The following is a 23,521-nucleotide window of genomic DNA, read 5'->3' on the forward strand; positions in this document are numbered from 1 at the left end:
CGTCAAAGCAGAAAGCGCTTGACCTTGCCATGATGGGAATCTTGACGATACCGGCATGAACAGCACCACCGCCCCCGCCACCGCACTGAACGACGTGACGCTGCAGGTCAGCGGCATGAGCTGCGCGTCCTGCGTGCGCCGCGTCGAAAAGGCCCTGCAGGCCGTGCCTGGCGTGCTGCGGGCCAGCGTCAACCTGGCGACCGAAAAGGCCAGCATCCAGGCCCTGCCCAATGTGTCCGTCGCTGCGCTGATGGCGGCCCTGGGCAAGGCAGGCTACCCGGCCACCCTCGTCGAGGCCTGCGCGCCGCCCGCGCCCGAAGCCCATGGCGGCCTGCCCGCCTGGTGGCCGGTCGCGTTGGGCGCCTTGCTGAGCCTGCCGCTGATGCTGCCCATGCTGCTGGGCGTGGTGCTGCCCGGCTGGCTGCAACTGCTGCTGGCCACGCCGGTGCAGTTCGTGCTCGGCGCGCGCTTCTACCGCGCGGGCTGGGGCGCGCTGCGGGCCGGCAGCGGCAATATGGACCTGCTGGTGGCCCTCGGCACTTCGGCGGCCTACGGCCTGTCGGTCTATCTGCTGCTGCGCCATCCCGGCCATGCGCATCTCTACTTCGAAGCCTCGGCCGCAGTCATCACGCTGGTGCTGCTCGGCAAGTTCCTCGAGCAACGCGCCAAGCGCCAGACGACGGACGCCATCCGCGCACTGAATGCGCTGCGGCCCGCGACCGCGCGCGTGCTGCGCGGCGATACCGAAACGGAGGTGCCGGTGGCCGAGGTCCGCGTCGGCGACCTCGTTGCCGTGCGCCCCGGCGACCGCATCCCGGTGGACGGCGAGATCGCCACGGGCCACAGCCACGTGGACGAATCGCTGATCACCGGCGAGAGCCTGCCGGTGGCCAAGTCGCCGGGCGAGCGCGTGACCGGCGGGGCCATCAATGCCGAAGGCGCGCTGACCGTGCGCACCACCGCCATCGGCGCCGAGACGACGCTGGCGCGCATCATCCGCATGGTCGAGTCGGCCCAGGCCGCCAAGGCGCCCATCCAGCGCGTCGTCGACCGCGTCAGCGCCGTCTTCGTGCCGGTCGTGCTGGCCCTCGCGGCGCTGACCTTTGCGGGCTGGCTCATGCACTCGGGCAACGCCGAGCAGGCCCTGGTCAACGCGGTGGCCGTCCTCGTCATCGCCTGCCCCTGCGCGCTGGGCCTGGCCACGCCGACGACGCTGATGGCCGGTACCGGCGTCGCGGCGCGCCAGGGCATCCTGATCAAGGACGCCGAAGCGCTGGAGCTGGCGCACGCCGTCACCATCGTCGCCTTCGACAAGACGGGCACGCTGACGGTGGGCCAGCCGACGCTGACCGCCGCCCTGCCTGCCGAAGGCATACACCGCGAGGAACTGCTGCAACTCGCCGCCGCGCTGCAGCGCACCAGCAGCCACCCGCTGGCCCTGGCCGTGCTCGCCGCGGCCCAGGGCCTGGTGGCGCTGCCGGTCGAAGGCGCGATTGCGCTGCCGGGCCGTGGTGTCGAGGGCGTCGTCCAGGGTCGCAGGTTCGCCCTTGGCAGCGCGCGGCTGGCGCAGGAACTGGGTGTCGACGGCGGCGCGCTGGCCGGCGAGGCGCGGCGGCTGGAGGCCGAGGGCCAGACAGTCTCCTGGCTGGTCGAAGGCGGCACCGAGCAGCGCCTGCTCGGCCTACTGGCCTTTGGCGACCGCGTCAAGGACACGGCAGCCGAGGCCGTCGCCCAGTTGCAGGCCCGCGGCATCCGCACCGTCATGCTGACCGGTGACAGCCACGGCGCGGCGGCCGGCGTCGCGCAGGCCCTCGGCGTCACCGAGGTCCACGCCGAAGTGCTGCCCGCCGACAAGGCTGCGGTCGTGCAGCAGCTGCGCGAGGGCGGCGCAGTCGTCGCCTTTGTCGGTGACGGCATCAACGACGCGCCGGCGCTGGCTGCGGCGTCGGTAGGCTTTGCGATGGCCGGCGGCGCCGACGTGGCCACCGAAGCGGCCGGTGTCACGCTGATGCGCGGCGACCCGCGCCTCGTCGCCGACGCACTGGATGTGTCGCGCCGCACCTACGCCAAGATCCGCCAGGGCCTGTTCTGGGCCTTTGCCTACAACGTCGTCGGCATCCCGCTCGCGGCCTTTGGGTTGCTCAGCCCCGTCATCGCCGGCGCGGCCATGGCCTTCAGCAGCGTCAGCGTCGTCGCCAATGCCCTGACGCTCAAGCGCTGGCGCGGCACGGCGATGCAGGAGCGGCGATGAACATCGGCATGAACATTGGTGCTGCCGCCCAGGCCTCGGGCGTGTCGGCCAAGATGATCCGGCACTACGAGAGCATCGGCCTGTTCGCAGCACCGACGCGCAGCGAGTCGGGTTACCGAATCTATGGCGAGCGTGAAGTTCATCTGCTGCGCTTCATCCGCCACTCGCGCGACCTCGGCTTCTCGCTGGCGCAGATCCGCGCCCTGCTCGGCCTTTGGCAGGACCGGGATCGGCCCAGCCGTGAAGTTCGCGCGCTGGCGCAGGAACACCTGGCCGAGGTGGACATCAAGCTTGCCGAGCTGCAGGCCGTGAAGGAGACACTGCAGCAGCTCGTGCAAAGCTGCCACGGCGACGAGCGGCCCGACTGCCCCATCCTCGACACGCTGGAGGCCGGCTCCGAGGCGTTAACAAAGCGCTGACGCATCCGCGCTATCGTTGGCCATTTCCACCAACGCGAGCCCACGATGCGCCTCATCCTTCTCGCCGCCCTGGCCCTGGCCGCACAGGCTGCCCACGCCTCGTCCACCACCGCCTCTTCGGCCGCCGATGCCGGCTCGTCCGCGTCGGGCAGCGTGTCGGACTCCTTCAAGGGATCGTCCAACAGCAGCAGCGGCGAGGAACGCCGCGCCGAAGGCCGCTACCGCGTCACCGAGGTGGCCCGGGCGGACACCGCTGGCAAGCTGCGCCTGAAGCTGGAGCGCGACGGCGCCGCGCCCGTCGAGCTGACGCTGCCCCAGCAGGCGCTGGCGGCGCGGGCCGTCAACGTCGGCGACGAGGTGCAGGCCACGCCCCAGGCCTACGGCGTCGCCTTCGCGCATGCCGACACCGGCACCGCCTTCTTCCTCGTGCTGGAAGACGCCTGGCAACGCGAGCTGGCGACTCGCGTCGTCAAGCCTTGATCCGAACCGCCGTCACGGCCGCGCTGCTGCTGACGGCGGCCACCGCCGAGGCTGGCCTACCGCCCCGCGGCTGCGATTCCAAGCACGACATCACGGCCGCGCAGCAGGACAGGCTGCTGCGCTTCGCGGCCGTCGTCCGCCAGGCGCTGGCCGAGTCGGGCAGCCCGGCCGCGCTGATCTCGCGCTCGGGCACCGATCTGTCGCGCTTCGGCCTGCGCTACTCCCATGCCGGCATCGCGCTGGCCGACGGTCTGGATACGCCCTGGGCCGTGCGCCAGCTCTACTACGCCTGTGCCGAAGGCGCGCCCCGGCTCTTCGATCAAGGCCTGGCCGGCTTCATCTCGGGCAGCGACGATGCCGACGTGGGCTATGTGAGCTTGCTGCTGCTGCCGGCCGAGGCCGCCGCGCCGCTGGCCGCCACGGCACTGGACAAGCCCGTAGCGCTGGGCCTGCTGAACGCCAACTACAGCGCCAATGCCTATCCCTTCAGCACGCAATACCAGAACTGCAACCAGTGGGTGGCCGAGCTGCTCGCCGCCGCCGTGGGTGGCACCCATGCGCGAGCGGACGCCCAGGCCTGGCTGCAACGCGAGGGCTATGCGCCAGAGCCGGTACGGGTTTCCGGCTGGCTGCTGATGGCCGGCCACTTCATGCCCTGGCTGCATTTCGACGACCAGCCCCGCGAGCAGCTGCGCGCCAGCGCCGTGCAGACCAGCCTGCCCGACAGCCTCGAAGCCTTTGCGCTGCGGCGCTGGCCGGCGGCACGGCGCATCGAGTTCTGCCATGGGCTGCAGGGCGTCGTGCAACGCGAGGGCGGCGCCGCGCTGGCGGCGGACTGTGTGCCGCAGGCGGGCGACCGCGTCATGGCCTTGAAATGAATCCGCCAGCAGAACCGACACCCCTTTGCGGGGGGAGCTGACCAGACCCACCAAAAATGAGGATGCGTAGCGCACCTGCGCTGCGCACAGTCCGCCCCCACAACAACGAGTTTCTTTTGGGGGCCGCAATGGACGAACTGATGGAACGGGCCGTGGAGACCACGGCGAGGGAGGACTTCACCGACGGGGCCGAGCTGCGCGGCTCGTCCTTCGACTACCTGACGCAACCCGGCGCCGACCTGGCCGCCAAGGCCCAGGCCTTCCACGCCTGGGCTGAGAACCGCGTGGCGCACGGCGTCTTTCCCTATGCCAAGCGCCTGGGCGGCCGGCCTGGCGCGACGGCCGAACTCACGCTGCTGGATGGTCAGCGCCATGCGGGGCTGAACTTCTCGTCGCAGGAGTATTTGTCGCTGGCCCGCCACCCCAAGATCTGCGCCGCGGCGCAGGCGGCCATGGAGCGCTACGGCGTGCACAGCGCGGGCTCCACCGCACTGGCCGGCAATGTCGAGGAGGCGACCCTCCTGGAAGCGGAACTCGGCGAGCTGCTGCGCATGCCCGAGGTGCTGCTGTTCCCGACGGGCTGGGCCGCGGGCTTCGGGGCCATCAAGGGCCTGGTGCGCGAGGCCGACCACATCATCATCGACCAGCTCGCCCACAACTGCCTGCACGAGGGCGCGCGGGCGGCGACGCCCAACGTCCATCTGCACCGCCATCTGGACGTCGACCATGTCGAGCGCCTGCTCAAGCGTGTGCGCCAGCGCGACCCGCACAACGGCATCCTCGTCGTCACCGAGGGCTGCTTCTCGATGGACGCCGACTCGCCCGACATCCGCCGGCTGCAGTCGCTGGCGCATGAGCATGGCGCACTGCTGATGGTGGACGTGGCGCACGACCTGGGCTGCATGGGCCCCGGCGGCGGCGGGCAGCTCGAGCTGCAGGGCGTGCTGGGCCAGGTGGACCTGGTGATGGGGTCGTTCTCCAAGACCTTCGCATCCAACGGCGGCTTTGTGGCCACGCATGACCGCGCGATCAAGGAGTACCTGCGCTTCTATGCCGCACCCAACACCTTCTCCAACGCGCTGTCACCGGTGCAGGTGGCCATCATTCGCGCCTGCCTGGCCATCGTGCGCTCCGGCGAGGGGGTGGAGCGGCGTGACCGGCTGATGCGCGCCATCCTGGGCCTGCGCGGCGCGCTGACCGAGCAGGGCATCACCGTGCTGGGCCATCCCTCGCCGATCGTGCCGGTCATGCTGGGGCATGACGCGCTGGCCCGCGTGGCCAGCCGCGAGATGAGCCAAGCCGGGCTGCTGGCCAACCTTGTCGAGTACCCGGCCGTGTCGCTGAACAGCGCCCGGCTGCGCATGCAGGTCATGGCCGACCACACGCCCGCCCTGGCCCAAACGGCGGCCCGCATCGTCGCCGACTCGCTGCAGCGCGCCCGTGACCTGACCGGCCACGCGAACTGAAGCCCCTCGTCCAGCCTTGCTGAGCTGCACGCCAGCAAGTCTGACCGGTCCCCCGAGGGGACGGCGATGCTTGCCGGGTTGACCGGCAAGCACATCGCCATGGCGGGCCGGCTCGGGAGCGGCCCAGCGCTCGGCCCGAATGCGAAATGCGGAAGACTAGTCCCGTGCCGGGATCTTGAGGCCGCGCTGCACTGCGGGACGAGCCAGGAAGGCCTGGAGCACGCGCTTGACTTCGTTGAAGTCGTCGAAGCCCACCAGATCGCCAGCGCCGTAGAAGCCAACCAGGTTGTTGACCCAGGGCCAGGTGGCGATGTCGGCGATCGTGTATTCGTCGCCGACCAGCCAGTCACGGCCTTTCAGGTGCACGTCCAGCACGTTGAGCAGGCGCTTGGCCTCGGCGATGTAGCGGTCGCGCGGGCGCTTGTCCTCGTAGTCCTTGCCGGCGAACTTGTGGAAGAAGCCGACCTGGCCAAACATCGGCCCGATGCCGCCCATCTGGAACATCAGCCACTGGATGGCTTCGTAGCGCTTGGCCGCATCCTTGGGCAGCAGCTGGCCGGTCTTGTCGGCCAGGTAGATCAGGATGGCGCCGCTCTCGAACAGCGGCAGCGGCGCACCGCCGGGGCCGTTGGGATCGATGATGGCGGGGATCTTGTTGTTCGGGTTCAGCGACATGAACTCGGGGCTGAGCTGGTCGTTGGTGTCGAACTTGACCAGATGCGGCTCATAGGCCAGGCCGATCTCCTCCAGCGCGATGGCCACCTTGACGCCGTTGGGCGTGGGCAGCGAATAGAGCTGCAGGCGCTCGGGGTGCGCGGCGGGCCATTTCTTCGTGATGGGGAAGCGGCTGAGGTCGGTCATGGCGAGTGGTGAAATGAGTTCGCAGCGACTTTAGAGGCGCCAGGCATGGCCCTGCGTCAGACGGGGCATCGCACTTGGTGCAGCTTTCAGGTTTCGTCGGGCCAGGGCAGGCGGCGGACCATGGAACTGGCTCGCAGCGTGTTGTGCACCTCGGCCACGGCATCCGTCTCGGCCAGCAGCTGCTCGATCTGCTCGGGCGAAGCCGGCGAGACGAGGCGGGCGCGGTACTGGATGTCGCGCGCGGCGAGGCCAATGCCGTCGAACTCGGCGCTCGCTTCGACCTCCACCTCGGTCAGCTCGATCTGCAGCCGCACGGCTTCGCGGTAGAGGTCGTTGCAATAGCAGCTGGCGAGAGCCAGCATCAGGAACTCACCACCGTTGACGGCTGAGCCACCGCCCGCACGACCCTCTGTGGCCAGGGACTTGGCCTGACCCGCCGTGTTCACCTGGACCGCATGCGACGTTGTCGTATTCCTGAGCCGAGCCGAGATTTGCATAGTGCCCTAGTACCGTTCCACATGCTTGGACGCCCGCGGCCCCGGTTCATAGGGGTCGGGCCAATAGTCGGTCACGCGCAGGATGAGGCCGTCCTTCAGGTCGAAGAGGGTCAGGCCCATCATCGGCGGCGCGCTGCTGATGAAGCTGATCTGCGTCATCGCGCTGCCGTGGTCGGCAATGCAACGCAGCACCTCGACCCGCCAGGGCTGGGGCCAGGTCGCGAAGAAGTCCACATAGCCCGGCGGGCTGCGGATGCGCTCGCGGCTCTGCGGCGCCTCGTAGGTCATTTCGGGATGCAACAAACGGCCCAGGCCCGCCCAGTCCTGGGCATTGGCGAGCTGCCAGTGCAGCAGCACGAGGTCGCGGGTGGCAAGGCTCATCGCAGAAACCTCCCAATGCAATCCGACGACTATGCAGCAAACCAGCGCCCCCGCGCGGCGTGAAAATGCCCCCATGTCGACCACCGCCCCCGCCGCCCCAGGTCCCTCGCAGCCGTCGCGGCTCGCGCTCTACCTGCAGCTGATCCGCTGGGACCGCCCCGCCGGCTGGCTGCTGCTGCTGTGGCCGACGCTGTCGGCGCTGTGGATCGCGGCGGATGGCTGGCCGGGCTGGCATCTGCTGACCGTCTTCACCCTCGGCACGGTGTTGATGCGCTCGGCGGGCTGCTGCGTCAACGACGTGGCCGACCGCGATTTCGACCGTCATGTGCAGCGCACCGCCGCGCGGCCGGTGACGACGGGTGCGGTGTCGGTGAAGGAGGCCTTGATCCTCGGCGCGGTGCTGTCCCTGGTGTCCTTCGGCCTGGTGCTGACGACCAACCCGCCCACCATCCTGCTGAGCTTCGCGGCCCTGGCCGTGGCCATCGCCTACCCGTTCGCCAAGCGTGTGCTGGCCATGCCGCAGGCGGTGCTGGGCGTGGCCTTCTCCTTCGGCATCCCGATGGCCTTTGCCGCAGCCCTGGGCGGCATGGAATGGAACCTGCGCGCGGTGCCGCTGTCGGCCTGGGCCCTGCTCGTGGCCAACCTGTTCTGGGTGCTGGCCTATGACACCGAATACGCGATGGTGGACCGTGATGACGACCTGAAGATCGGCCTGCGCTCATCGGCCATCGCGCTGGGCCGTTGGGACGTGCCCGGCATCATGATCTTCTACGCCGCCTACCTGGCCATGTGGGCGGGCCTGGGCCTGCGCCTGGGCCTCGGGCGCTGGTTCCTGCTGGGCATCGCAGTGGCCGCAGCCCAGGCGCTGTGGCACTACAAGCTGATCCACCGGCGCAGCCGCGCGGGCTGCTTCACGGCCTTCCGGTCCAACCACTGGCTGGGCTTCGCGGTCTTTGCCGGCACTGCGGTGGACCTGGCCCTGCGTTGACCTTGGAGGTGAGGCCTCAGGCCGCCTGCGGGAAGCGGGCTCGGATCGCGTCCATCCAGCCCAGCAGGGCCAGCGTCTCGGCATGCGGCATGCGCGGGCTCTCGATCAGACCCTGGCGAATGCAAGCCTGGGCCTCGGCAATCTCACCCTCGAAGCCGTTGAGCACGAAGGGGGCTTCGACGCGCCTGGCCGGCGACTGGTGCGCATCGAGTTCGACGACTTCGGCACTCGAGAAACCCTGCGGAAAGCGCAGCGCCGCCCGGCTGCCCAGCACCTCGAAGGCATTCGCCGAGGCGGCGTCAAAGCCACATCGGAACTGCGACGTGACACCGCCGGGGAAGTGCAGGGTCACGTTGACGGCCGCGTCCACGCCGGTGGGCGCCATCTTGGCCTGCACGTCCATGGCGACAGGCTCGGGGCAGATACCGCCATTCATCTGCTGCAGCACCCAACGCGTCACGGCGAGGTTGTAGATGCCGATGTCCCACAGCGCGCCGCCGGCCAGTGCCGGGTTCCACAGCCGGTGCTGGGGGTCGTAGTCGGCCGCGAAGCAGAAGCTCGATTGCATGGCGCGCAGCTCGCCGATGGCACCCTCGCGCAGCCAGCGGCCGGCAACGTCATAGGCCGGCAGGAAACGCGTACGCAGCGCCTCCATCAGGAAGACGCCCTGCCTGCGCGCGAGCTCCACCAGGGCCTGGCCCTCGGCGCGCGTCGTCACCAGCGGCTTCTCGCACAGCACGGCCTTGCCGGCTTCCAGCGCCGCACGGATGCATTCGCCATGGTGGGAATGGGGTGTGGCGATGTAGACGGCGTCGATGGACGCGTCGGCCAGCAGCTCGGGCAGCGCCGTTGTCACGCGCGCCGGCGCCTCGCCTTCGCGCCGCCATTGCGCGGCATAGGCCTGGCCCTTGGCCGCGTCGCGCGCGAACACGGCGGCGAGGCGAGCGCCGGGTACGGCGGCCAAGGCAGCGGCAAAGTGGTTGGCGATGCCGCCGGGGCCGATCACGGCCCAGCGGAAGATGTCGTTGTCGCCGGCCACCGCTGAGGGCTTCAAGCCTTGTTGACGCCGCCAGGGAAGCGGGCGCGGATGGCATCCATCCAGCCCAGCAAGCCCAGGGTCTCCGCATGCGGCATGCGCGGGCTCTCGACCAGGCCCTGACGGATGCAGGCTTGCGCCTCGGCGATCTCGCCCTCGAAGCCGTTGATGACGAACGGCGTCGCGACACGCTCAGCCGGCGCCTTGCGCGTGACGAGCTCGACCGCCTCGGCCTGCCAGAAATCGACCGGGAAGCGCAGGCCGGCTTTCGACCCCAGGGCCTCGAAGGCGTTGACCGAGGCGGCGTCGAAGCCGCAGCGGAACTGCGAGGTGACGCCGCCGGGAAAGTGCAGCGTCACGTTGACGGCCGCGTCCACCCCGGTCGGCGCGATCTTGGCCTGCACGTCGATGGACTCGGGCTCGGGGCAGATGCCGCCGTTCATCTGCTGCAGCACCCAGCGCGTCACGGCCAGGTTGTAGATGCCGATGTCCCACAGCGAGCCGCCGGCCAGGGCCGGGTTCCACTGGCGGTGCAGCGGGTCGTAGACGGAGGCGAAGCAAAAGCTCGACTGCATCGCGCGAAGCTCGCCAATGGCACCGTCGCGCAGCATGCGGCCGGCGAGGTCGTAGGCGGGCAGGAAGCGGGTCCACAGCGCCTCCATCAGGAAGACGCCCTTGGCGCGCGCCAGGTCGATGAGGGTCTGGCCTTCGGCGCGCGTCGTCACCAGCGGCTTCTCGCACAGCACGGCCTTGCCGGCCTCCAGCGCAGCGCGGACGTATTCGCCGTGGTTGGAGTGAGGCGTGGCGATGTAGACGGCGTCGATGGCGGCGTCTGACAGCAGGTCTGGCAGCGCTGTCGTCACATGCGCCGGCGCTTCGCCTTCGCGTTGCCATTGCCGGGCATAGGCTTCGCCCTTGACGGCGTCGCGTGCGAACACGGTGGCAAGGCGGGCACCGGGCACTGCGGCCAAGGCGCCGGCAAAGCGGTTGGCAATGCCGCCGGGGCCGATGACGCCCCAGCGGAAGATGTCGTTGTCATGGGCCATGGCTGAGCGCTTTCACGAGGTCGGATTGCGTGAGGATGCCGACGAGCCTGGCTTGCTCGCCGACGATGGGAATATGGTGGTGGCCAGTGGCCGAGAACAGCGGCACCAGTTCCGCGATGGGCCGCTCGGCGCTGGCCACGCGAACCTGGCGGCTCATGATCTGGCCGACGACCTCGGGCTTGGCCGAATGCGTCGCCGGAGACGGCTTCAGCAGCGTCTGCAACCGGCCGGCCAGGCCCTCGCGCTGCTGGCCTTCAGCCGCACGCATGAAGTCGGCGCGCGTGACGATGCCGACGATACGCTGCACCCGGTCGACGACTGGCAGCGCCTTGATGCTGTGCTGCTGCAGCAGCGCCCAGGCCTCGGCCAGCGGCGTGCCGAACTCGACCGTGAAGACGGGCGTGGACATGATGTCGGCGCAGCGCAGGCCACCCAGGCGGTTGCGATAGCTCAGCAGCTCGGCCTCGTGCAGCAGGTTGGCGAGGTCGTCGCGCGGCACGTCCAGCACCTGGTTGTAGCGGGCCAGCACGGCATTGAGTTCGGCGTCGCCGAAGCGCGGCGGTGCGACGCTCGCGCCCGCCGGGGCCGGGGCGGCCGGCTGCACATGCTGGGCATGGGGATAGCGGCGGCCGGTGAGACTGTTGTAGGCCATGCCGGCCAGCACCAGCAGCAGGGAGTTCAGTGCTACCGGCACGAAGGCGAAATGCCAGTCGTGCGTGGCGGTCAGCACCATCAACAGGCTGGCCGCGCCGCCGGGCGGATGCAGGCAGCGCAGCAGGAACATCGAGCCGATGGCCAGGGCCACCGCAACCGCGGCGATGCCCGCCGCCGGCAGCGGCAGCCACGCCATGCAGGCAATGCCGACCAGGGCCGACACCGTGTTGCCGCCGACGACGGCCCAGGGCTGGGCCAGCGGGCTGGCCGGTACCCCGAAGACGAGCACGGCGCTGGCGCCCAGCGGCGCGACCAGCCAGGGCAGGCCAGAGCCCATCGCGGCGCGGCTCAGCAGGCCAGCCAGCAACAGGCCAAGGCCGGCGCCGAGCACGACGCGCAGGCGCTCTCGCGCGTTGACGGCCTGCGGCGCAGGCCGCAGCGCATTCAACAAAGCGAGGACACGGTCGGACAGGGAGACGGCGGTGGACATCGGCGGCGGCAGGGCTGAGTAGCTGCGCCGCCGATTGTGTCCGCCGCCGGCGCCCGCGCCGGTTCAAACAGGTTTCATGGAGCCCCTCGCCCGGTCTCGCCTCGCTGCACGCGGGCGCGCCCGACCGGTCTTGCAGACCGCGCCGCGGCAGTGCCGCGGCCCTTCGGCAGGCGCATCACGCCCACTGGGCGTGATGTGTCCGGCCTCAGCCCCCGGGGGGACGGCGATGCTTGCGGCATCGAGCCGCAAGCACATCGCCAACGCGGGCCGGCTAGGGGCGGCCCGGCGCTCGACCCGCCAGGGGGGCCGACATGACTCGCGTCAGGCTTTGCTGAGCAGGCCGCTCATCTGCGCCTTCAGCGTCAGGGCCTGGGCGCGGCGCTCCTTGGTCGCGGCCCGCTGGTAGGCGGTCTCGGCCTTCTCGCGCAGGGCCACGGCGCGCTCCAGGGCTTCCTGGTAGCGCTCGATCGTGTAGGTGTTCTCGGTGCCGATGTAGACGCTGCGCGCCAGCGGCGTCTCGCCGAAGCGAGGCAGGGTTACCGCGAAGCTGCAATCACGGACACGGCTGCCGGCACGCTGGCGCACGATCGGGCCGGAGATGCCCGAAGGCAGATCGCTCTGCTTCTTGCGGCTGGGCGTGCGGCGCAGGCGCGATGGCGCTGGCAGCGTCGCGATACGTTTGAGCAGCTCCTTGGTGGCCATGGCCAGCGCACGGCGCGCGCCGCTGCCGTCCTGGCTGTGGTCGGAGAACAGCTTGGTGCCGCCATAACGCAGCTGCCAGCCATGGGTCGACAAATGGTCGATTCTTTGAATGCATTGCGGCACGACAAAATGCTCGCCGCTGAAGATCACTACGTCACGCGTGTTCATCACTGCCCCCGGTCTTTCAGCCCACCTGTGCGTCATTGCGCGGCGGGTCTACTAACGCCCCTCTGATACGGACTGAGTTTATGGGGGTTTATGGGCTCGGTGCGAATTTATGACTTCATGAAAACAGTTTCATTGCAATCCCGTCAGCTCAGCGACAGCTAAGCGCGCAGTCCGGCGGCTGGTGTCGGCGCCGAGGGCAGGTGGCAAGCTGGCCTGCTTGCTGTTCCGGGGGACGTCAGCGGCCGCGCTGCCCGGGCCGTTGGCCAGCCAAACCCGGGTCGAACAGCTCCATCACCCGCAATTGGGCGCCGCTGCGGCTGAACACCGAATTGCGTGACCACAACATCTGCGCCGACGGCGGCTGGCCGGTGGCCGTCAGCCATTGCCGCTCGGCATGGCGGCGCGTGTGGCCGTGGCGGGAGAGGCGGCGCGGTTGCAGCTCGCTGCGGTGGATGCGGTAGTCGTCGTAGAGCAGATGCGCCAGCGGCCTGGTGCCCAGGCCCTTGAGCGCCCGCCAGGGGCCCGTGGTGGCGCGCTGGTGCACGGCAGAGCGCGCCCACACCAGGGGCTGGCCATCGACGCGCAGGATGACCTCGCGCACGACGGTCAGGCCACGCGGCGGCAGGCCCAGGGCCGCGCGCTCCAGCGCCCGGAACGGCGCCACGCCCTGGCGCAGCACCTGCACCTCGAAGCGCTCGCCCAGGCGGGCCAGGCGGCGGCTCAACGAGCCCGGCGCCCGCAGCCAGTCGCGCAGGCTGTCTCTGGTCGCAATACCCACTCAGACGCCGAATTCTTTGCCGAGTTCCGCGGCACGCCTTTGTGCGGCAAGCACGGCACGCCGGATGGCAGCGTCGACCGCATCCGCCTGCATCGACGTGATGGCCGCATGCGTCGTACCGCCCTTGCTCGTCACACGCTCCCGCAGCGTGGTCGGCGACTCGTCGGACGCCAGGCCCAGCCCGGCCGCGCCGGCACAGGTGGCGAGCGCCAGGCGGCGGCCCTGCTCTGCGGTGAGACCCATGTCGACGGCCGCGGCCATCATGGCCTCGACGAAGAAGAAGAAATAGGCCGGGCCCGAGCCCGACAGGGCCGTCACGGCGTCGAGATCGTCCTCGCGTTCGACCCACAGCGTCTGGCCGGTCGGTTTGAGCAGGCGCTCGACGGTGGCGCGCTCGTCGGCGGACACGGCCGGCCGCGCATACAGGCCGGCGATGCCCTGGCCGATCAGCGCCGGCGTGTTGGGCATGGAACGCACGACGCGCTCGCTGCCGGTGGCCGTGACGATGGACTCCGAGCGGATGCCGGCCATGACCGACAGGTGCAGGGCCCCGCCGAGCCAGTCCTTGACCGGCTCGGCGGCGGCACCGAAGAGCTGGGGTTTGACGGCCCAGACGATGGTCTGCGCGTCAGCCAGGCCAGCATCGCCCGCGGCCAGCGCCGCGACGCCGAACTCGCCGACGAGCTTCTCGCGCTGCGGCGCATAGGGCTCGACGATGATGAACTGGGCGGGGCTCATGCCGGCGCGCAGCAGGCCGCCGATGATGGCGCTGGCCATGTTGCCGCCACCGATGAAGGCGATCTTTTCTGCTCTCATGGGCGGAAGTCTAGGGGACCAGCGCGACGAGAAACAAAGCAGCGACGTGACAAGGCTATCGTTGCGGCTCATGAGCCTCCCACGCCCCGCCCGCCGCTTGCTGCTCCTGTGCGCCCTCGCATTCGCCGGTCTCGCCGGCTGCGCCGGCGGGCCACCGCCGCCCAAGCCCTGGGCCGAGACGGCGACGCGCGAATTGAATTTGTCGCTGGGCAGCTTCGAACTGCAGGGCCGGCGCGTGCACATCACGCGCAGCGCGAGCGCTGCGGCGGCCCAGCCCGTCATCGTCTATCTGCCCGGCCTGGGGCAGGGCAGCGACGCCGGCCAGCGCTGGGCGGCGGCCTGGGCCCAGGCCGGCTACACGGTGCTGGGCGTGCAGCCGCTGGAGGCCGATGCAGCCGCATGGCGTTCCGAGCTGGCCCGCACCGGCGAGTTCCGCGAACTCGGCCTGCTGCACTATGGCGAGGCCCTGCGCGCCGACCGGCTCGACGCGCTGCGCCGCCTGCTGCCGGCCCTTCGCGCGGCCCAGCCGGCACTGGACTGGGGCCATGCCAGCCTTGCCGGATACGAGACCGGCGCACAGACCGCACTCGACGCACGCGACGACACCGGCTGGCAGGCCGTCATTGCGATCAGCCCGCCGGCCATGCAGGCCCCGGCCGGTGGCGTGGCCACCTTGCTGATCACCAGCGAGATCGACCAGGACCCGCTCGGCCTGCTGCGCCGCCCCGCCGAGCGCAGGCAGGCCTTCGACAGCTTTGCGCCGGGCAGCGGCTGGTTGCTGAACCTCGGCGCCGTCTCGCATGCCGCCCTGGCCGGCACGATGGCGCCCGAAGGATTTCATGTGCAGGACCAGCGCCATGGCCAGGCTCCGCTCGGCGGCGGCATGGGGGGCGGCCGCGGGCGCGGCGGTGCTGGCGGCGAGGGCGGCGGCATGCACGGGCCCCAGGGCGGTGGCTCGCGCGGCCCACGCAGCGGCAGCGCGACCGAGGCGGCCCAGTCGGACATCGGCGACGGCTTCCGGCTCAGCCACGCCTTCCTGGATGCGCAGTTGCGCGGCGGTGCACCGCTGTCGGCCGGTGGGCCGCTGACGTCGCGCTGAGCTCATTAAACTCCGCGGCCACCGACGGAGGGGGCATGGGCGCGAGCGACGAACTGGATGGGCTGCTGCTGCAGGATGAACTGCTGCGCTCGCTGGAGCGACCGGTCTGGGGGCTGTTCGGCCTGACCCTGGCGGCCGTCATCGGCCTGCTCGGACAGACGACGGCCCTGGCCGTGGTCGGCTGGATGGGAACCTGGCTCCTCGGCCCCTGGATCATCAGCCGCGCGGCGCCAGTGCTGGGCACCTCGCCGCTCGTCAAATACCCGCTGTTCCTGAGTTGCGCCATGCCCTTCCTGAGCCTGCTGGCGCCGCTGTATGTGTGGCAGGCCTCCAAGACGCGGCGGGCCGAGCTGGCCACCGCCATCCGCCAGGCCGAATTKCGCGAGCGCCGGCGTGGCCCTGAGGCGGCGGCCACCCCGGCCGCGCCGGCAGCCCAGCGCGCGCCCGTCCAGCAGGCCCTGCCGGTGCTGCGCGGCGTGGCCGACGGTGTCGGGCCCGATGGGCAAGAGCTGGAGATGCGGGTGGCCCCTGGCCAGTTGCCGCCAGACATCCCCAACGAGCCCGGCATGATGCCGCCGACGCGGGCTTGCGCCGGCGTCTTCGCCGTGGGTTATCACGTCGACGCCGGCTCGCATTGGGTGTCGGTGGGCCGCGACGAGATGCGCGCGGCGGGCATGAACCTGGAGGTGTTGCACCGCCAGGCCCTGTCCAACCTGATGAAGCTCGTGAAAGGCCAGCCTGGCCTGCGGCTGGTCGACCATCCGCCCTATTACGGCTTGCTGCTGGACGGCGACCACGAGGCCTGCCTGGTGCTGCTGGACGGCCTGTGGGACCACCTGTTCGCCGACAAGACACCCAACGGCGCTGTCGTTGCCATCCCGTCGCGCGATGTGCTGGCTTTCTGCGACGCGAACTCGGCCGAGGGCATTGCCGCCATTCGCGAAGCCAGCCGGCGCATCGGGCCGGATGCCAAGGGGGCCATCACCCAGCAGTTGCTGCGTCGGCGTGACGGGCGCTGGTCAATCTTCGAGCCCTAGGAACCCGCCGCTCTGGTGCGTCCAGAGCCGCGCGTAGATGCCGCCCTGCGCCAACAGCTCGGCGTGCGAGCCCTGCTCGACGATGCGGCCGGCATCCATCACCACCAGCCGATCCAGCGCGGCGATGGTCGACAGCCGGTGGGCGATGGCGACGACCGTCTTGCCCTCCATCAGCGTGTAGAGGCTTTGCTGGATAGCGGCTTCGACCTCGCTGTCGAGGGCGCTGGTGGCTTCGTCCAGCAGCAGGATGGGCGCGTCCTTCAGCATGACGCGGGCGATGGCGATGCGCTGGCGCTGGCCGCCGCTGAGCTTGACGCCGCGCTCGCCGACATGGGCCTCGAAGCCGGTGCGGCCCTTGGGGTCGGACAGCGTGGCGATGAACTCGTCGGCATGCGCACGCTCGGCCGCGCGCTCCAGCTCGGGCTGCGTCGCGCTCGGGCGGCCGTAGAGGATGTTGTCGGCCACCGAGCGGTGCAGCAGCGAGGTGTCCTGCGTGACCATGCCGATGTGCTGGCGCAGCGAGTCCTGGGTGACGTGGCGGATGTCCTGGCCGTCGATCAGGATGCGGCCGCCGCCTTCCGGGATGTCGTACAGGCGCAGCAGCAGGTTCACGAGCGTGCTCTTGCCCGCGCCGCTGCGGCCGACCAGGCCGATCTTCTCGCCCGGCTTGATGCGCAGGTCAAGGCCATCGACGACGACCTTGCCATTGGGGTAGGCGAAGCGCAGGTTCTCGAAGTGGACCTCACCCCCGGTTCCGTCGTTCTGCACGGTCAGCGCGGCCGCGCCGCTCGCATCGGCGATCAGCTGCGGCTTGGACAGCGTGGCCAGCCCGTCCTGCACGGTGCCGATGTGCTCGAACAGCGAGGCCATCTCCCACATGACCCAGTGCGAGATACCGTTCAGTCGCATGCCCATCGCCGTGGCCGCGGCAACCGCGCCGACGCCGATGGCCGACACGCCCCACAGCCACAACGCCAGCAGCGCCGTGCTGCCAACCAGCAGGGCCGACAGCAGCGTGTTGACGATCTCGAAGCCGGTCACCAGGCGCATCTGGCCGTAGGCCGTGGTCATGAAGTCCTGCATGGCCGACTTGGCATAGCTGGCCTCGCGCCGGCCGTGCGCAAACAGCTTGACGGTGGCGATGTTGGTGTAGGCGTCGGTGATGCGGCCGGTCATCAGGCTGCGTGCGTCAGCCTGGGCCTGGGCGATCTTGCCCAGGCGCGGCACGAAGTAGCGCAGCGCGACGATGTAGAGCGCCAGCCAGACGCCGAAGGGCGCCATCAGACGCGCGTCGAAGCTGGCGACGATGCCCACCAGCGTGCCGAAGTAGACGGCCACGTAGACGAGGATGTCGACGACGATGAGCCAGGTGTCGCGCACGGCCAGGGCCGTCTGCATGACCTTGGTGGCGATGCGGCCGGCGAACTCGTCGCCGAAGAAGGCCAAGCTCTGGGCCAGCATGCGGCGATGGAAGATCCAGCGCAGCCGCATCGGGAAGTTGCCGAACACGCCCTGGTACTTCAGCAGCGCCTGCACGCTGGCCAGCACGATGCTGACKCCGAGCACGGCCAGCAGCATCGCGATGACGGGCTGGGGTTTGCTCCACAGCTCGGCGGGCTTGACGGTGGCCAGCCAGTCCACCAGCGAGGCCATCAGGCTGAACAGCAGCGCCTCGGCCGCCGCGATGCCGGCCGTGAACAGCGTGACCGCGAGCAGATGCCGCCGCACGCCGTCCGCGCAGCGCCACAGGAAGGCGAAGAAGCGCGCCGGCGGCGCCGCGCCGCTGGTTTCCGGATAGGGGTCGACGAGGCGCTCGAAGCGCGATGTCACCGATTGAAGAAGCGGTTGGAACAGCGAGGACATCCCGCTAGTTTCGCCGGACAACGCTGTCCAGTCATGTCATCAGTGCCGGCCACGGGGCTTGGCGTCAGCGGCGGCGACATGGCCGACGCGCTCGTCGAGAGGCGCTTACTGGCTGGCCGCCGATGCGGGTGCGTTCGGGGCGACTGGCACGACAACGCCCGGCGACAGAGAGATTTCATCAACCAGCGTCACGCCGGTGACGAAGTAGCGCGTCTCGCCGAAGCAGGAGCCCGGCAGGCCGACCTTCTCCTCGTAGTGCAGGTTGACGCGCCGGCCCATGAGCTTGTTGATGGCCTGGGCTGCGGCCTCATCGTGCACCGTGAAGTAGAACTTCTCGACGCTGGCCGTGCCCGGCAGCGACACCAGCGCCTGCTCGCCCTCCCAGGTCTTGCAGACCCAGCCCTTGCGTGAGAGCTTCTGCACCCAACCGGCACGCTCGCCGTCCGAATAGCTCCAGCGCCAGGCGAAGGCGAACCAGGCCGCAACGAGCAGCAGCAGGGCGACGAAGGACAGGGCGATCTTCAGGCGCATGGCGATGTCTGGGGAGCCGGGGCGCGGCGATTGTGCGTCAGGGAGCGCCGGATAAGCCCGTGCGATGCAGCGCGCCCTGGTTTGGGATGGATTGCCAGGCGCAAAGCACAGTCATAGCTCAGGCTATGGCGAGCATTTGCAACGCCGCAAGCCGCCCAAAGCGGGGATGCGCTGCGCGCGAGGGCTTGTTCGGCGCTCCCTTAGACCATGCCCATCAACATCATGCCCAGCCCCACGATGCTGACCGTCCATACCGCCGTGCGCAGGTAGGGAATGCCGGCCAGGTACACGGCCAGAAAGGCTACACGGGCCCACAGGAACACCTGGGCGCCGAGCAGCACGCGTTCGCCCGTCGCACCGGACGCCTGCGCAACCAGGGCCAATGCCGCGAAGAACAGCAGGTTCTCCAAGGTGTTGGCCGCCGCGCGCTGCGCACGGCCGGCCAGCGGCGTGGCCTCGGGCATGTGGTCGCGGTTGCCCATGGCCAGCATCAGGCCCTTGGGCGTCCAGGCCCGCGCCCGGATGAGACTGGCCATGAGGGCGCTGAGCCAGGTGAGCACGGTCATGCAGACGACGAGCGACATCAGCTTGGGCATGGAGTTCCTCGAGGGATACCGCGCCGGACCGACGCGCGCGGATCATCCCCCCGGGCTGCCGAAACGGGCCTGAGAACGAACCCGCGCCTTTTCGGCCTCGATCTCGCGGTTCTTGGGCTCCGCCGTCGTCACGAGCGAGGCGATCAGCGCACGCGCCTCGTCGGCAATCGCCGCCACTGCATGGTCGAAGGCCGCCGCGTTGGCCTGGGACGGCACGTTGAAGCCGCTGAGCTTGCGCACGAACTGCAGCGCAGCGTCGCGGATCTCGAGTTCGGTCGCTGGTGGCTCGAAATTGAACAGGGTGCGGATGTTGCGGCACATGGGGCTGTCCTTGATTCAACTGGCCTGCGGATGGCGCTCGCGCCAGGCCCTCAGGGCTTGGCGGTACTCGTCCTTGGCCAGGTCGTAGAGATCGAAGATGCAGGGGTCGCAGCCATTGCCGCAGCAGGCGTCCAGGTCAGGCTCTGGCGGCGGCAGGGGCATCGGATCGGGGTCGGGTGGCGGCGTCGTCGTCATCGCGCTCGATTGTCCGGCGTGGCGAAAATCCGCCCATTCCACTGCGAGATGGCTATGCCGCGGACCGATGCCCGGCTTCACTTATGCCTTGCTAACGCCCATGCGCTCAGGATCACACCACCCCAACATCACAAGGAGAGTCGCGTGATCATCGTCACCACCGAGAACCTCGCCGGCCACCGCGTCACCGAGGTCAAGGGCCAGGTCTTTGGCGTCGTCGTGCGCAGCCGCGGCCTGGCCGGCAACATCATGGCGGGGCTGCGCTCCCTCGTCGGCGGTGAGATCACCGAGTACACCCAGCTGCTGGAGGAGGCGCGCCGCCACGCCATCGACCGCATGGTCAAGAACGCCCAGCTGATGGGCGGCAATGCCGTGGTCATGATGCGCTTCGATTCGTCGGAGATGGGCCAGACCATGAGCGAGATCGTCGCCTACGGCACGGCCGTGGTGGCCGAGCGGCTGCCGGCCTGACGCCATGCTGCGCAACCTGTTGCTCATCGTGGCACTGGCGGCCGGCATGATCGGCTTGGGCGCAAGCCTGGCCGGCCATCGCGACGCGACGCCCTTCGCGATCTGGGGCTGCATCATTGCCGCCGCCGTGCTGGTGGAGCGTTGGCGCTACCGGTCCCGCGACGCGACGCCGGGTGGCGACTGGCAGCGGACCGAGGAGCGCTTCGTCGATCCGGAATCCGGGCAGACCATGCTGGTGTTCTACAACCCGCAAACCGGCGAGCGCCGTTACGAACAAGATTCGCGTGCCTGAACGTCTGAACTACGCTATCAAGGCCGAGATCGCCGACACGCAGGCCGGCACCTGGACCTTTGCGGCGCACAAGACGATGTACGGCGGCAAGCGCATCGCCACCGGCGATGTGATCTACCTCTTCGCCAGCGAGAACGAGGGCGGCGTGGGGTTGGTTGCACGCGGCGTGGTCACGTCCGCTGAGGCCATGCCTAGAAAGCCGGGCATCGAGCGCCAGACGCCACGCGTCAGCATCACTGTCAAGCGGGCTGCACTTGTGAAACGCCGCCTGGGCCGCGCCGAGCTCAAGCCCTTTGCCGACTGGAACGATGGCCGGCCCGAGACCGAGCTGAACTTCAAGTTCTACCGCCAGGCGACGAACAAGATCGTCGCGCTCGGCGACCGGGCCGCCAGCTTTCTCGATGCCTTCTTCTGACGCCCGCGCGCCTCACGTTTGGTGAGCAGCGCCGTTACACAAATCCAGCCCGGATTCGGTTATGCTGCGCCGCAACATTGCAACGTCGCAATACCGCTTGTCTCCTCCACCGCCCCTGGGTGGATTTGGCCCTCTCGGTGGCTCGCCACCCGCAGAGGGCCTTTTCTTGTCCGGCTGCCTTTGGCGCGGCCAGCCGAAAGCACTCCTTCAAGAGCCAAGCTGGCGTTCAAGCTCGGCGCGCCGCTGCGTCAGCTGCCTGTGCTTGCCGCGCGCGCGCACCAGCGTGATGACAGCAATCACCAGCATCACGGCGAACACGGCCGCCGCTGGCCATGCCGCCGCGATGCCTTCGCCCATTCCCAGGGCCAAGGCGCCAGCCAGCGCTACCGCGCTGAACCCGACTGCCATGCGAGCCGCAACGACTTGCTGAAACGCCAGCAGCACACGGCGCGACGCCAGCACCCACACGGCATAGACAACCCAGCACAGGCCGATGCCGGTCATGGCGGCGAAGGCGATCACGGTCCGTGGCGGCAATGCGGGTTCGGTCAGCCACAGCGAGCCGACGACGACCGACATCGCCAATGCAGCCAGCAACAGCGCCACATGGCCGAAGCGCGCCTTGGCTGACAGCTCGCGGTTGGCCAAGGCGGAGATGGAAGCGGGATTCACGACTGCACTCCTTGGATGCCAAGCTGATGCCGGAGTATTTTTCGGGCCCGGTGCAACCGGGATTTGATGGTGCCGATGGGGATGTCCAGCACCTGGGCAACCTCGTCGAGCGACAGCTCCTGCAAATAGAACAACGTCAGCACCTCCTTCTCAACCGGCGGCAGGCGCGCCAGCGCCTCCAGCATGGCGGCCAGTTCGAATTCGAGGGCGAGCGCGCCGTCGTCGCCGGGCTGCTCTTCGAGCTCGATATCGGTGTCGACCCAAATCGGCTGTTTGTATTGTTCACGCAGCCGGTCCATCAGCACCCGGTGTGCAATGCCGAACAGCCAGGACCGCAGCTTGGCGCCTTCGCGCAGACGGGAGATCCCGCGCAACACGCGCAGCCAGACTTCCTGCGCAGCGTCATCGGCGGCGGCGTCATTGCCTGAAAGCTGACGTGCATAACGCCACAACGGCTGATGCCAACGCGCGATCAGTTCATCAAAGGCCGGCCGTTCGCCGAGCTGACAGCGGATCACCAGCAATTCGTCAGCGAGCGGGTTGTGCATGGATGACTCACGGTGTGGGCTTGTCATCTTTCAGTGCGGATCGAGCCGACCTTTTCGAAGCGTGGCAGGGGCAAGGCGATGCGCGGGTCCAGGCCGGTTTCGCCGCGGACAAAGCGGCCCAACAGCGCTTTCATGGCTGCGTTCCCGAACACGTCGAACTGGTGCGCCGCGTTTTCCACGACGACCAAATGCGCCTGCGGCAGCGTGGCAGCGATTTCCTGTGCGTTTTCCACCGGCGTGCGTGCATCCAGGTCGCCCACCAGCATCAGCGTGGGGACCGGAACCGCGACCGGCTCACGGAACGCGTCCCCAAGCTGCTGCGCATTCCACGCAGCGTGCAGATAGCGCCCCGGGAAATTCATCGTGTCGCCAAGCAGGGCGCTGCCGACCTCGCCCTCGATCCGTGCGCTGCGCGCCGCGCTCGCTCCCGAGCTCAGGTCCATCATGTGCTTCATGGCTGAATAGATGCCGAGCTGGCGCCGCAGCAAGAGGCTCATGTGGGCCACACGCCGGAAGTTGCCGGTACTCATCTCCTGCACGGCGGCGGGGAGCGTCGCGACCGCGCGCGGATCGCCAATGGTCTGCGCGATCGCCCACTGCACGTCCATCGCCCCGATCACCACCTTGGCTTCCTGCCCGGTGGCCGGATCAGTCACAGCCACCTCCACCGGCGACTGCGCCAGCCCGGCGATGGCGGCGCGCAGTTGCCCGGTCATCCCAGGCGCGCCCGCAAGTTCGCCGATGCGCAGCAGCACCCGATCCACCTGCGACGGCAGCTTCCATGTGTGATCCGGCCCTTCCGGGCTGATCAAAACCATGCGCTCGACCGCGCCCGGGTGGCGCCGCGCAGTGGCCAGCGCCAGGTGGGTGCCATAGCTGCGGCCCCACAAGGTCACCTTGCCATAGCCGAAGGACTGGCGCACCGCATCGACGTCGTCGGCGCTTTCCTCGGTGTTGTAGGCCTCCAGGCGGATGCCGCGCCCACGCATCTCTGCGGCGACGGCACGCGCTGCTTGCTCCATCAAGGGCAGCCAGGCGGCGACCGAGGCCGGCCTGTCGAGTGGCAAGCCATAGCGCATCGTGGCGCGCAGATTCGGGGTGGAGGCGCCCACGCCACGCTGGTCGATGCCAACCAGGTCGCCATCGATGAATTCCGCCAGCGCCGCGCCACCATGCCTGGCCAGATCGATCACCTGCCTGACGCCGGAATCGCCGGGGCCGCCCGCCAGGATCACATGGGCCTTCTCGGCGTCGGCACCGGCACGCCGTACACGCACCACCGCCAATTCAATGGCAGGACCTTCCGGCTCTGAACGCAACTCCGGAACCCGCACGCGCCCGCGAGTAACCACGAACGCGGTGCCATCCGTGGCGATCAGTGGTGCATCCTGGGGATCGATGAGCGTAGTTGGCGCGGCTGCGCCCACCAGCGGCAGCCATAGCGCGAACACGGCGAAGCGGGGCGCCAGACGGGCCATGGAAATACCGGCATTGAGTTCCTTCATGAATCCTCCTCGTTGCAACCTGTAGTCGGAGGATCCACAAAAAGGTTCATCGCACCGCGCGCTCA

The 23,521-nt window shown here is 69.3% G+C and carries 28 protein-coding genes; 11 read left to right on the forward strand and 17 right to left on the reverse strand.

Going from position 1 to position 23,521, the window contains the following annotated elements:
- The first annotated feature begins 55 nt into the window (after positions 1-55).
- The 5 genes from ACXJKJ_RS00105 (at position 56) to ACXJKJ_RS00125 (ending at position 5,494) form a co-directional block, all read left to right on the forward strand.
- The gene (locus ACXJKJ_RS00105) at positions 56-2,251 is read left to right on the forward strand and encodes a heavy metal translocating P-type ATPase (protein WP_056201012.1); all 2,196 of its coding nucleotides are present in this window, start codon (positions 56-58) and stop codon (positions 2,249-2,251) included.
- 8 nt (positions 2,252-2,259) lie between these two features.
- A complete protein-coding gene (gene cueR, locus ACXJKJ_RS00110) occupies positions 2,260-2,670 on the forward strand; it encodes a Cu(I)-responsive transcriptional regulator (protein WP_056201355.1) in 411 nt (136 codons plus the stop codon).
- A gap of 45 nt (positions 2,671-2,715) precedes the next feature.
- Entirely contained in the window at positions 2,716-3,150 is a 435-nt protein-coding gene (locus ACXJKJ_RS00115) for a hypothetical protein (protein WP_056201014.1), read from the forward strand.
- Positions 3,147-4,028: a DUF2145 domain-containing protein gene (locus ACXJKJ_RS00120; RefSeq protein ID WP_235532041.1), complete on the forward strand. Its 882-nt coding sequence runs from the start codon at positions 3,147-3,149 to the stop codon at positions 4,026-4,028. The genes ACXJKJ_RS00115 and ACXJKJ_RS00120 overlap by 4 nt, the downstream gene beginning before the upstream one ends.
- A gap of 128 nt (positions 4,029-4,156) precedes the next feature.
- Positions 4,157-5,494 carry an aminotransferase class I/II-fold pyridoxal phosphate-dependent enzyme gene (locus tag ACXJKJ_RS00125; RefSeq protein WP_457388390.1) on the forward strand — a complete coding sequence of 446 codons (1,338 nt, stop codon included), beginning with the start codon at positions 4,157-4,159 and terminating at the stop codon, positions 5,492-5,494.
- Between the two features lie 156 nt (positions 5,495-5,650).
- Here ACXJKJ_RS00125 and ACXJKJ_RS00130 read toward each other — a convergent pair whose 3' ends face one another.
- The 3 genes from ACXJKJ_RS00130 to ACXJKJ_RS00140 form a co-directional block, all read right to left on the reverse strand.
- Entirely contained in the window at positions 5,651-6,355 is a 705-nt protein-coding gene (locus ACXJKJ_RS00130; RefSeq protein WP_457388392.1) for a glutathione binding-like protein, read from the reverse strand.
- 86 nt (positions 6,356-6,441) lie between these two features.
- On the reverse strand, positions 6,442-6,801 hold the full coding sequence (locus ACXJKJ_RS00135) for an OsmC family protein (RefSeq protein WP_457388394.1): 360 nt from the start codon (positions 6,799-6,801) through the stop codon (positions 6,442-6,444).
- Between the two features lie 57 nt (positions 6,802-6,858).
- Positions 6,859-7,233, reverse strand: a complete 375-nt coding sequence (locus ACXJKJ_RS00140; RefSeq protein WP_056201024.1) for a nuclear transport factor 2 family protein — start codon at positions 7,231-7,233, stop codon at positions 6,859-6,861.
- 73 nt (positions 7,234-7,306) lie between these two features.
- On the opposite strand from ACXJKJ_RS00140, the gene ubiA reads away from it, so the two are divergent.
- The gene (gene ubiA, locus ACXJKJ_RS00145; protein WP_457388396.1) at positions 7,307-8,221 is read left to right on the forward strand and encodes a 4-hydroxybenzoate octaprenyltransferase; all 915 of its coding nucleotides are present in this window, start codon (positions 7,307-7,309) and stop codon (positions 8,219-8,221) included.
- 16 nt (positions 8,222-8,237) lie between these two features.
- Here the strand turns inward: ubiA and ACXJKJ_RS00150 are convergent, their stop codons facing one another.
- From ACXJKJ_RS00150 to proC, 6 genes are all read right to left on the reverse strand, one after another.
- Positions 8,238-9,275 carry a Gfo/Idh/MocA family protein gene (locus tag ACXJKJ_RS00150; RefSeq protein WP_457388397.1) on the reverse strand — a complete coding sequence of 346 codons (1,038 nt, stop codon included), beginning with the start codon at positions 9,273-9,275 and terminating at the stop codon, positions 8,238-8,240.
- Positions 9,272-10,303 (reverse strand): Gfo/Idh/MocA family protein, encoded by a 1,032-nt coding sequence (locus ACXJKJ_RS00155; RefSeq protein ID WP_457321734.1) that lies wholly within the window; start codon positions 10,301-10,303, stop codon positions 9,272-9,274. The genes ACXJKJ_RS00150 and ACXJKJ_RS00155 overlap by 4 nt, the downstream gene beginning before the upstream one ends.
- Positions 10,293-11,447: an HPP family protein gene (locus ACXJKJ_RS00160; RefSeq protein WP_457388399.1), complete on the reverse strand. Its 1,155-nt coding sequence runs from the start codon at positions 11,445-11,447 to the stop codon at positions 10,293-10,295. Before ACXJKJ_RS00160 ends, ACXJKJ_RS00155 begins: the two co-directional genes overlap by 11 nt.
- A gap of 321 nt (positions 11,448-11,768) precedes the next feature.
- A complete protein-coding gene (locus ACXJKJ_RS00165; RefSeq protein WP_457388401.1) occupies positions 11,769-12,317 on the reverse strand; it encodes a hypothetical protein in 549 nt (182 codons plus the stop codon).
- 235 nt (positions 12,318-12,552) lie between these two features.
- The gene (locus ACXJKJ_RS00170) at positions 12,553-13,095 is read right to left on the reverse strand and encodes a chorismate--pyruvate lyase family protein (protein ID WP_457325482.1); all 543 of its coding nucleotides are present in this window, start codon (positions 13,093-13,095) and stop codon (positions 12,553-12,555) included.
- Positions 13,096-13,911 (reverse strand): pyrroline-5-carboxylate reductase, encoded by an 816-nt coding sequence (gene proC / locus ACXJKJ_RS00175; RefSeq protein WP_457388403.1) that lies wholly within the window; start codon positions 13,909-13,911, stop codon positions 13,096-13,098.
- A gap of 70 nt (positions 13,912-13,981) precedes the next feature.
- On the opposite strand from proC, the gene ACXJKJ_RS00180 reads away from it, so the two are divergent.
- Together ACXJKJ_RS00180 and ACXJKJ_RS00185 are read left to right on the forward strand one after the other, a co-directional pair.
- Entirely contained in the window at positions 13,982-15,010 is a 1,029-nt protein-coding gene (locus tag ACXJKJ_RS00180) for a hypothetical protein (protein WP_457388405.1), read from the forward strand.
- Between the two features lie 35 nt (positions 15,011-15,045).
- Positions 15,046-16,047, forward strand: a complete 1,002-nt coding sequence (locus ACXJKJ_RS00185) for a hypothetical protein (protein ID WP_457388407.1) — start codon at positions 15,046-15,048, stop codon at positions 16,045-16,047.
- Here the strand turns inward: ACXJKJ_RS00185 and ACXJKJ_RS00190 are convergent.
- The 5 genes from ACXJKJ_RS00190 to ACXJKJ_RS00210 form a co-directional block, all read right to left on the reverse strand.
- Entirely contained in the window at positions 16,030-17,877 is a 1,848-nt protein-coding gene (locus ACXJKJ_RS00190) for an ABC transporter ATP-binding protein (protein ID WP_457388408.1), read from the reverse strand. The genes ACXJKJ_RS00185 and ACXJKJ_RS00190 overlap by 18 nt on opposite strands.
- 138 nt (positions 17,878-18,015) lie before the next feature.
- On the reverse strand, positions 18,016-18,441 hold the full coding sequence (locus ACXJKJ_RS00195; RefSeq protein ID WP_056201050.1) for a hypothetical protein: 426 nt from the start codon (positions 18,439-18,441) through the stop codon (positions 18,016-18,018).
- Between the two features lie 200 nt (positions 18,442-18,641).
- Entirely contained in the window at positions 18,642-19,037 is a 396-nt protein-coding gene (locus tag ACXJKJ_RS00200; RefSeq protein WP_457352050.1) for an MAPEG family protein, read from the reverse strand.
- A gap of 42 nt (positions 19,038-19,079) precedes the next feature.
- Positions 19,080-19,358 (reverse strand): DUF2277 domain-containing protein, encoded by a 279-nt coding sequence (locus tag ACXJKJ_RS00205; protein ID WP_057298967.1) that lies wholly within the window; start codon positions 19,356-19,358, stop codon positions 19,080-19,082.
- A 15-nt stretch (positions 19,359-19,373) separates the two neighbouring features.
- Complete coding sequence (locus tag ACXJKJ_RS00210; protein WP_457323724.1) at positions 19,374-19,553, reverse strand: oxidoreductase-like domain-containing protein; 180 nt, start codon at positions 19,551-19,553, stop codon at positions 19,374-19,376.
- Positions 19,554-19,697: 144 nt separating this feature from the next.
- Here ACXJKJ_RS00210 and ACXJKJ_RS00215 point away from each other — a divergent pair, with 144 nt between their 5' ends.
- The 3 genes from ACXJKJ_RS00215 to ACXJKJ_RS00225 are packed head-to-tail and all read left to right on the forward strand — an operon-like array spanning position 19,698 to position 20,731.
- A complete protein-coding gene (locus ACXJKJ_RS00215; protein WP_457388410.1) occupies positions 19,698-20,024 on the forward strand; it encodes a YbjQ family protein in 327 nt (108 codons plus the stop codon).
- Positions 20,025-20,028: 4 nt separating this feature from the next.
- Positions 20,029-20,316: a hypothetical protein gene (locus tag ACXJKJ_RS00220; RefSeq protein WP_457388412.1), complete on the forward strand. Its 288-nt coding sequence runs from the start codon at positions 20,029-20,031 to the stop codon at positions 20,314-20,316.
- Between the two features lie 4 nt (positions 20,317-20,320).
- Positions 20,321-20,731: a hypothetical protein gene (locus ACXJKJ_RS00225; RefSeq protein ID WP_457389011.1), complete on the forward strand. Its 411-nt coding sequence runs from the start codon at positions 20,321-20,323 to the stop codon at positions 20,729-20,731.
- Between the two features lie 207 nt (positions 20,732-20,938).
- Here the strand turns inward: ACXJKJ_RS00225 and ACXJKJ_RS00230 are convergent, their stop codons facing one another.
- From ACXJKJ_RS00230 to ACXJKJ_RS00240, 3 genes are read right to left on the reverse strand one after another with little or no spacing between them, the layout of a single operon-like run.
- Positions 20,939-21,403 (reverse strand): hypothetical protein, encoded by a 465-nt coding sequence (locus tag ACXJKJ_RS00230; protein WP_157281880.1) that lies wholly within the window; start codon positions 21,401-21,403, stop codon positions 20,939-20,941.
- Positions 21,400-21,951: an RNA polymerase sigma factor gene (locus ACXJKJ_RS00235; RefSeq protein ID WP_457388413.1), complete on the reverse strand. Its 552-nt coding sequence runs from the start codon at positions 21,949-21,951 to the stop codon at positions 21,400-21,402. The genes ACXJKJ_RS00230 and ACXJKJ_RS00235 overlap by 4 nt, the downstream gene beginning before the upstream one ends.
- Before the next feature lie 23 nt (positions 21,952-21,974).
- On the reverse strand, positions 21,975-23,456 hold the full coding sequence (locus ACXJKJ_RS00240) for an alpha/beta fold hydrolase (protein WP_457388415.1): 1,482 nt from the start codon (positions 23,454-23,456) through the stop codon (positions 21,975-21,977).
- Positions 23,457-23,521: the final 65 nt, after the last annotated feature.

The organism is Roseateles sp. P5_E1, from assembly GCF_054049335.1.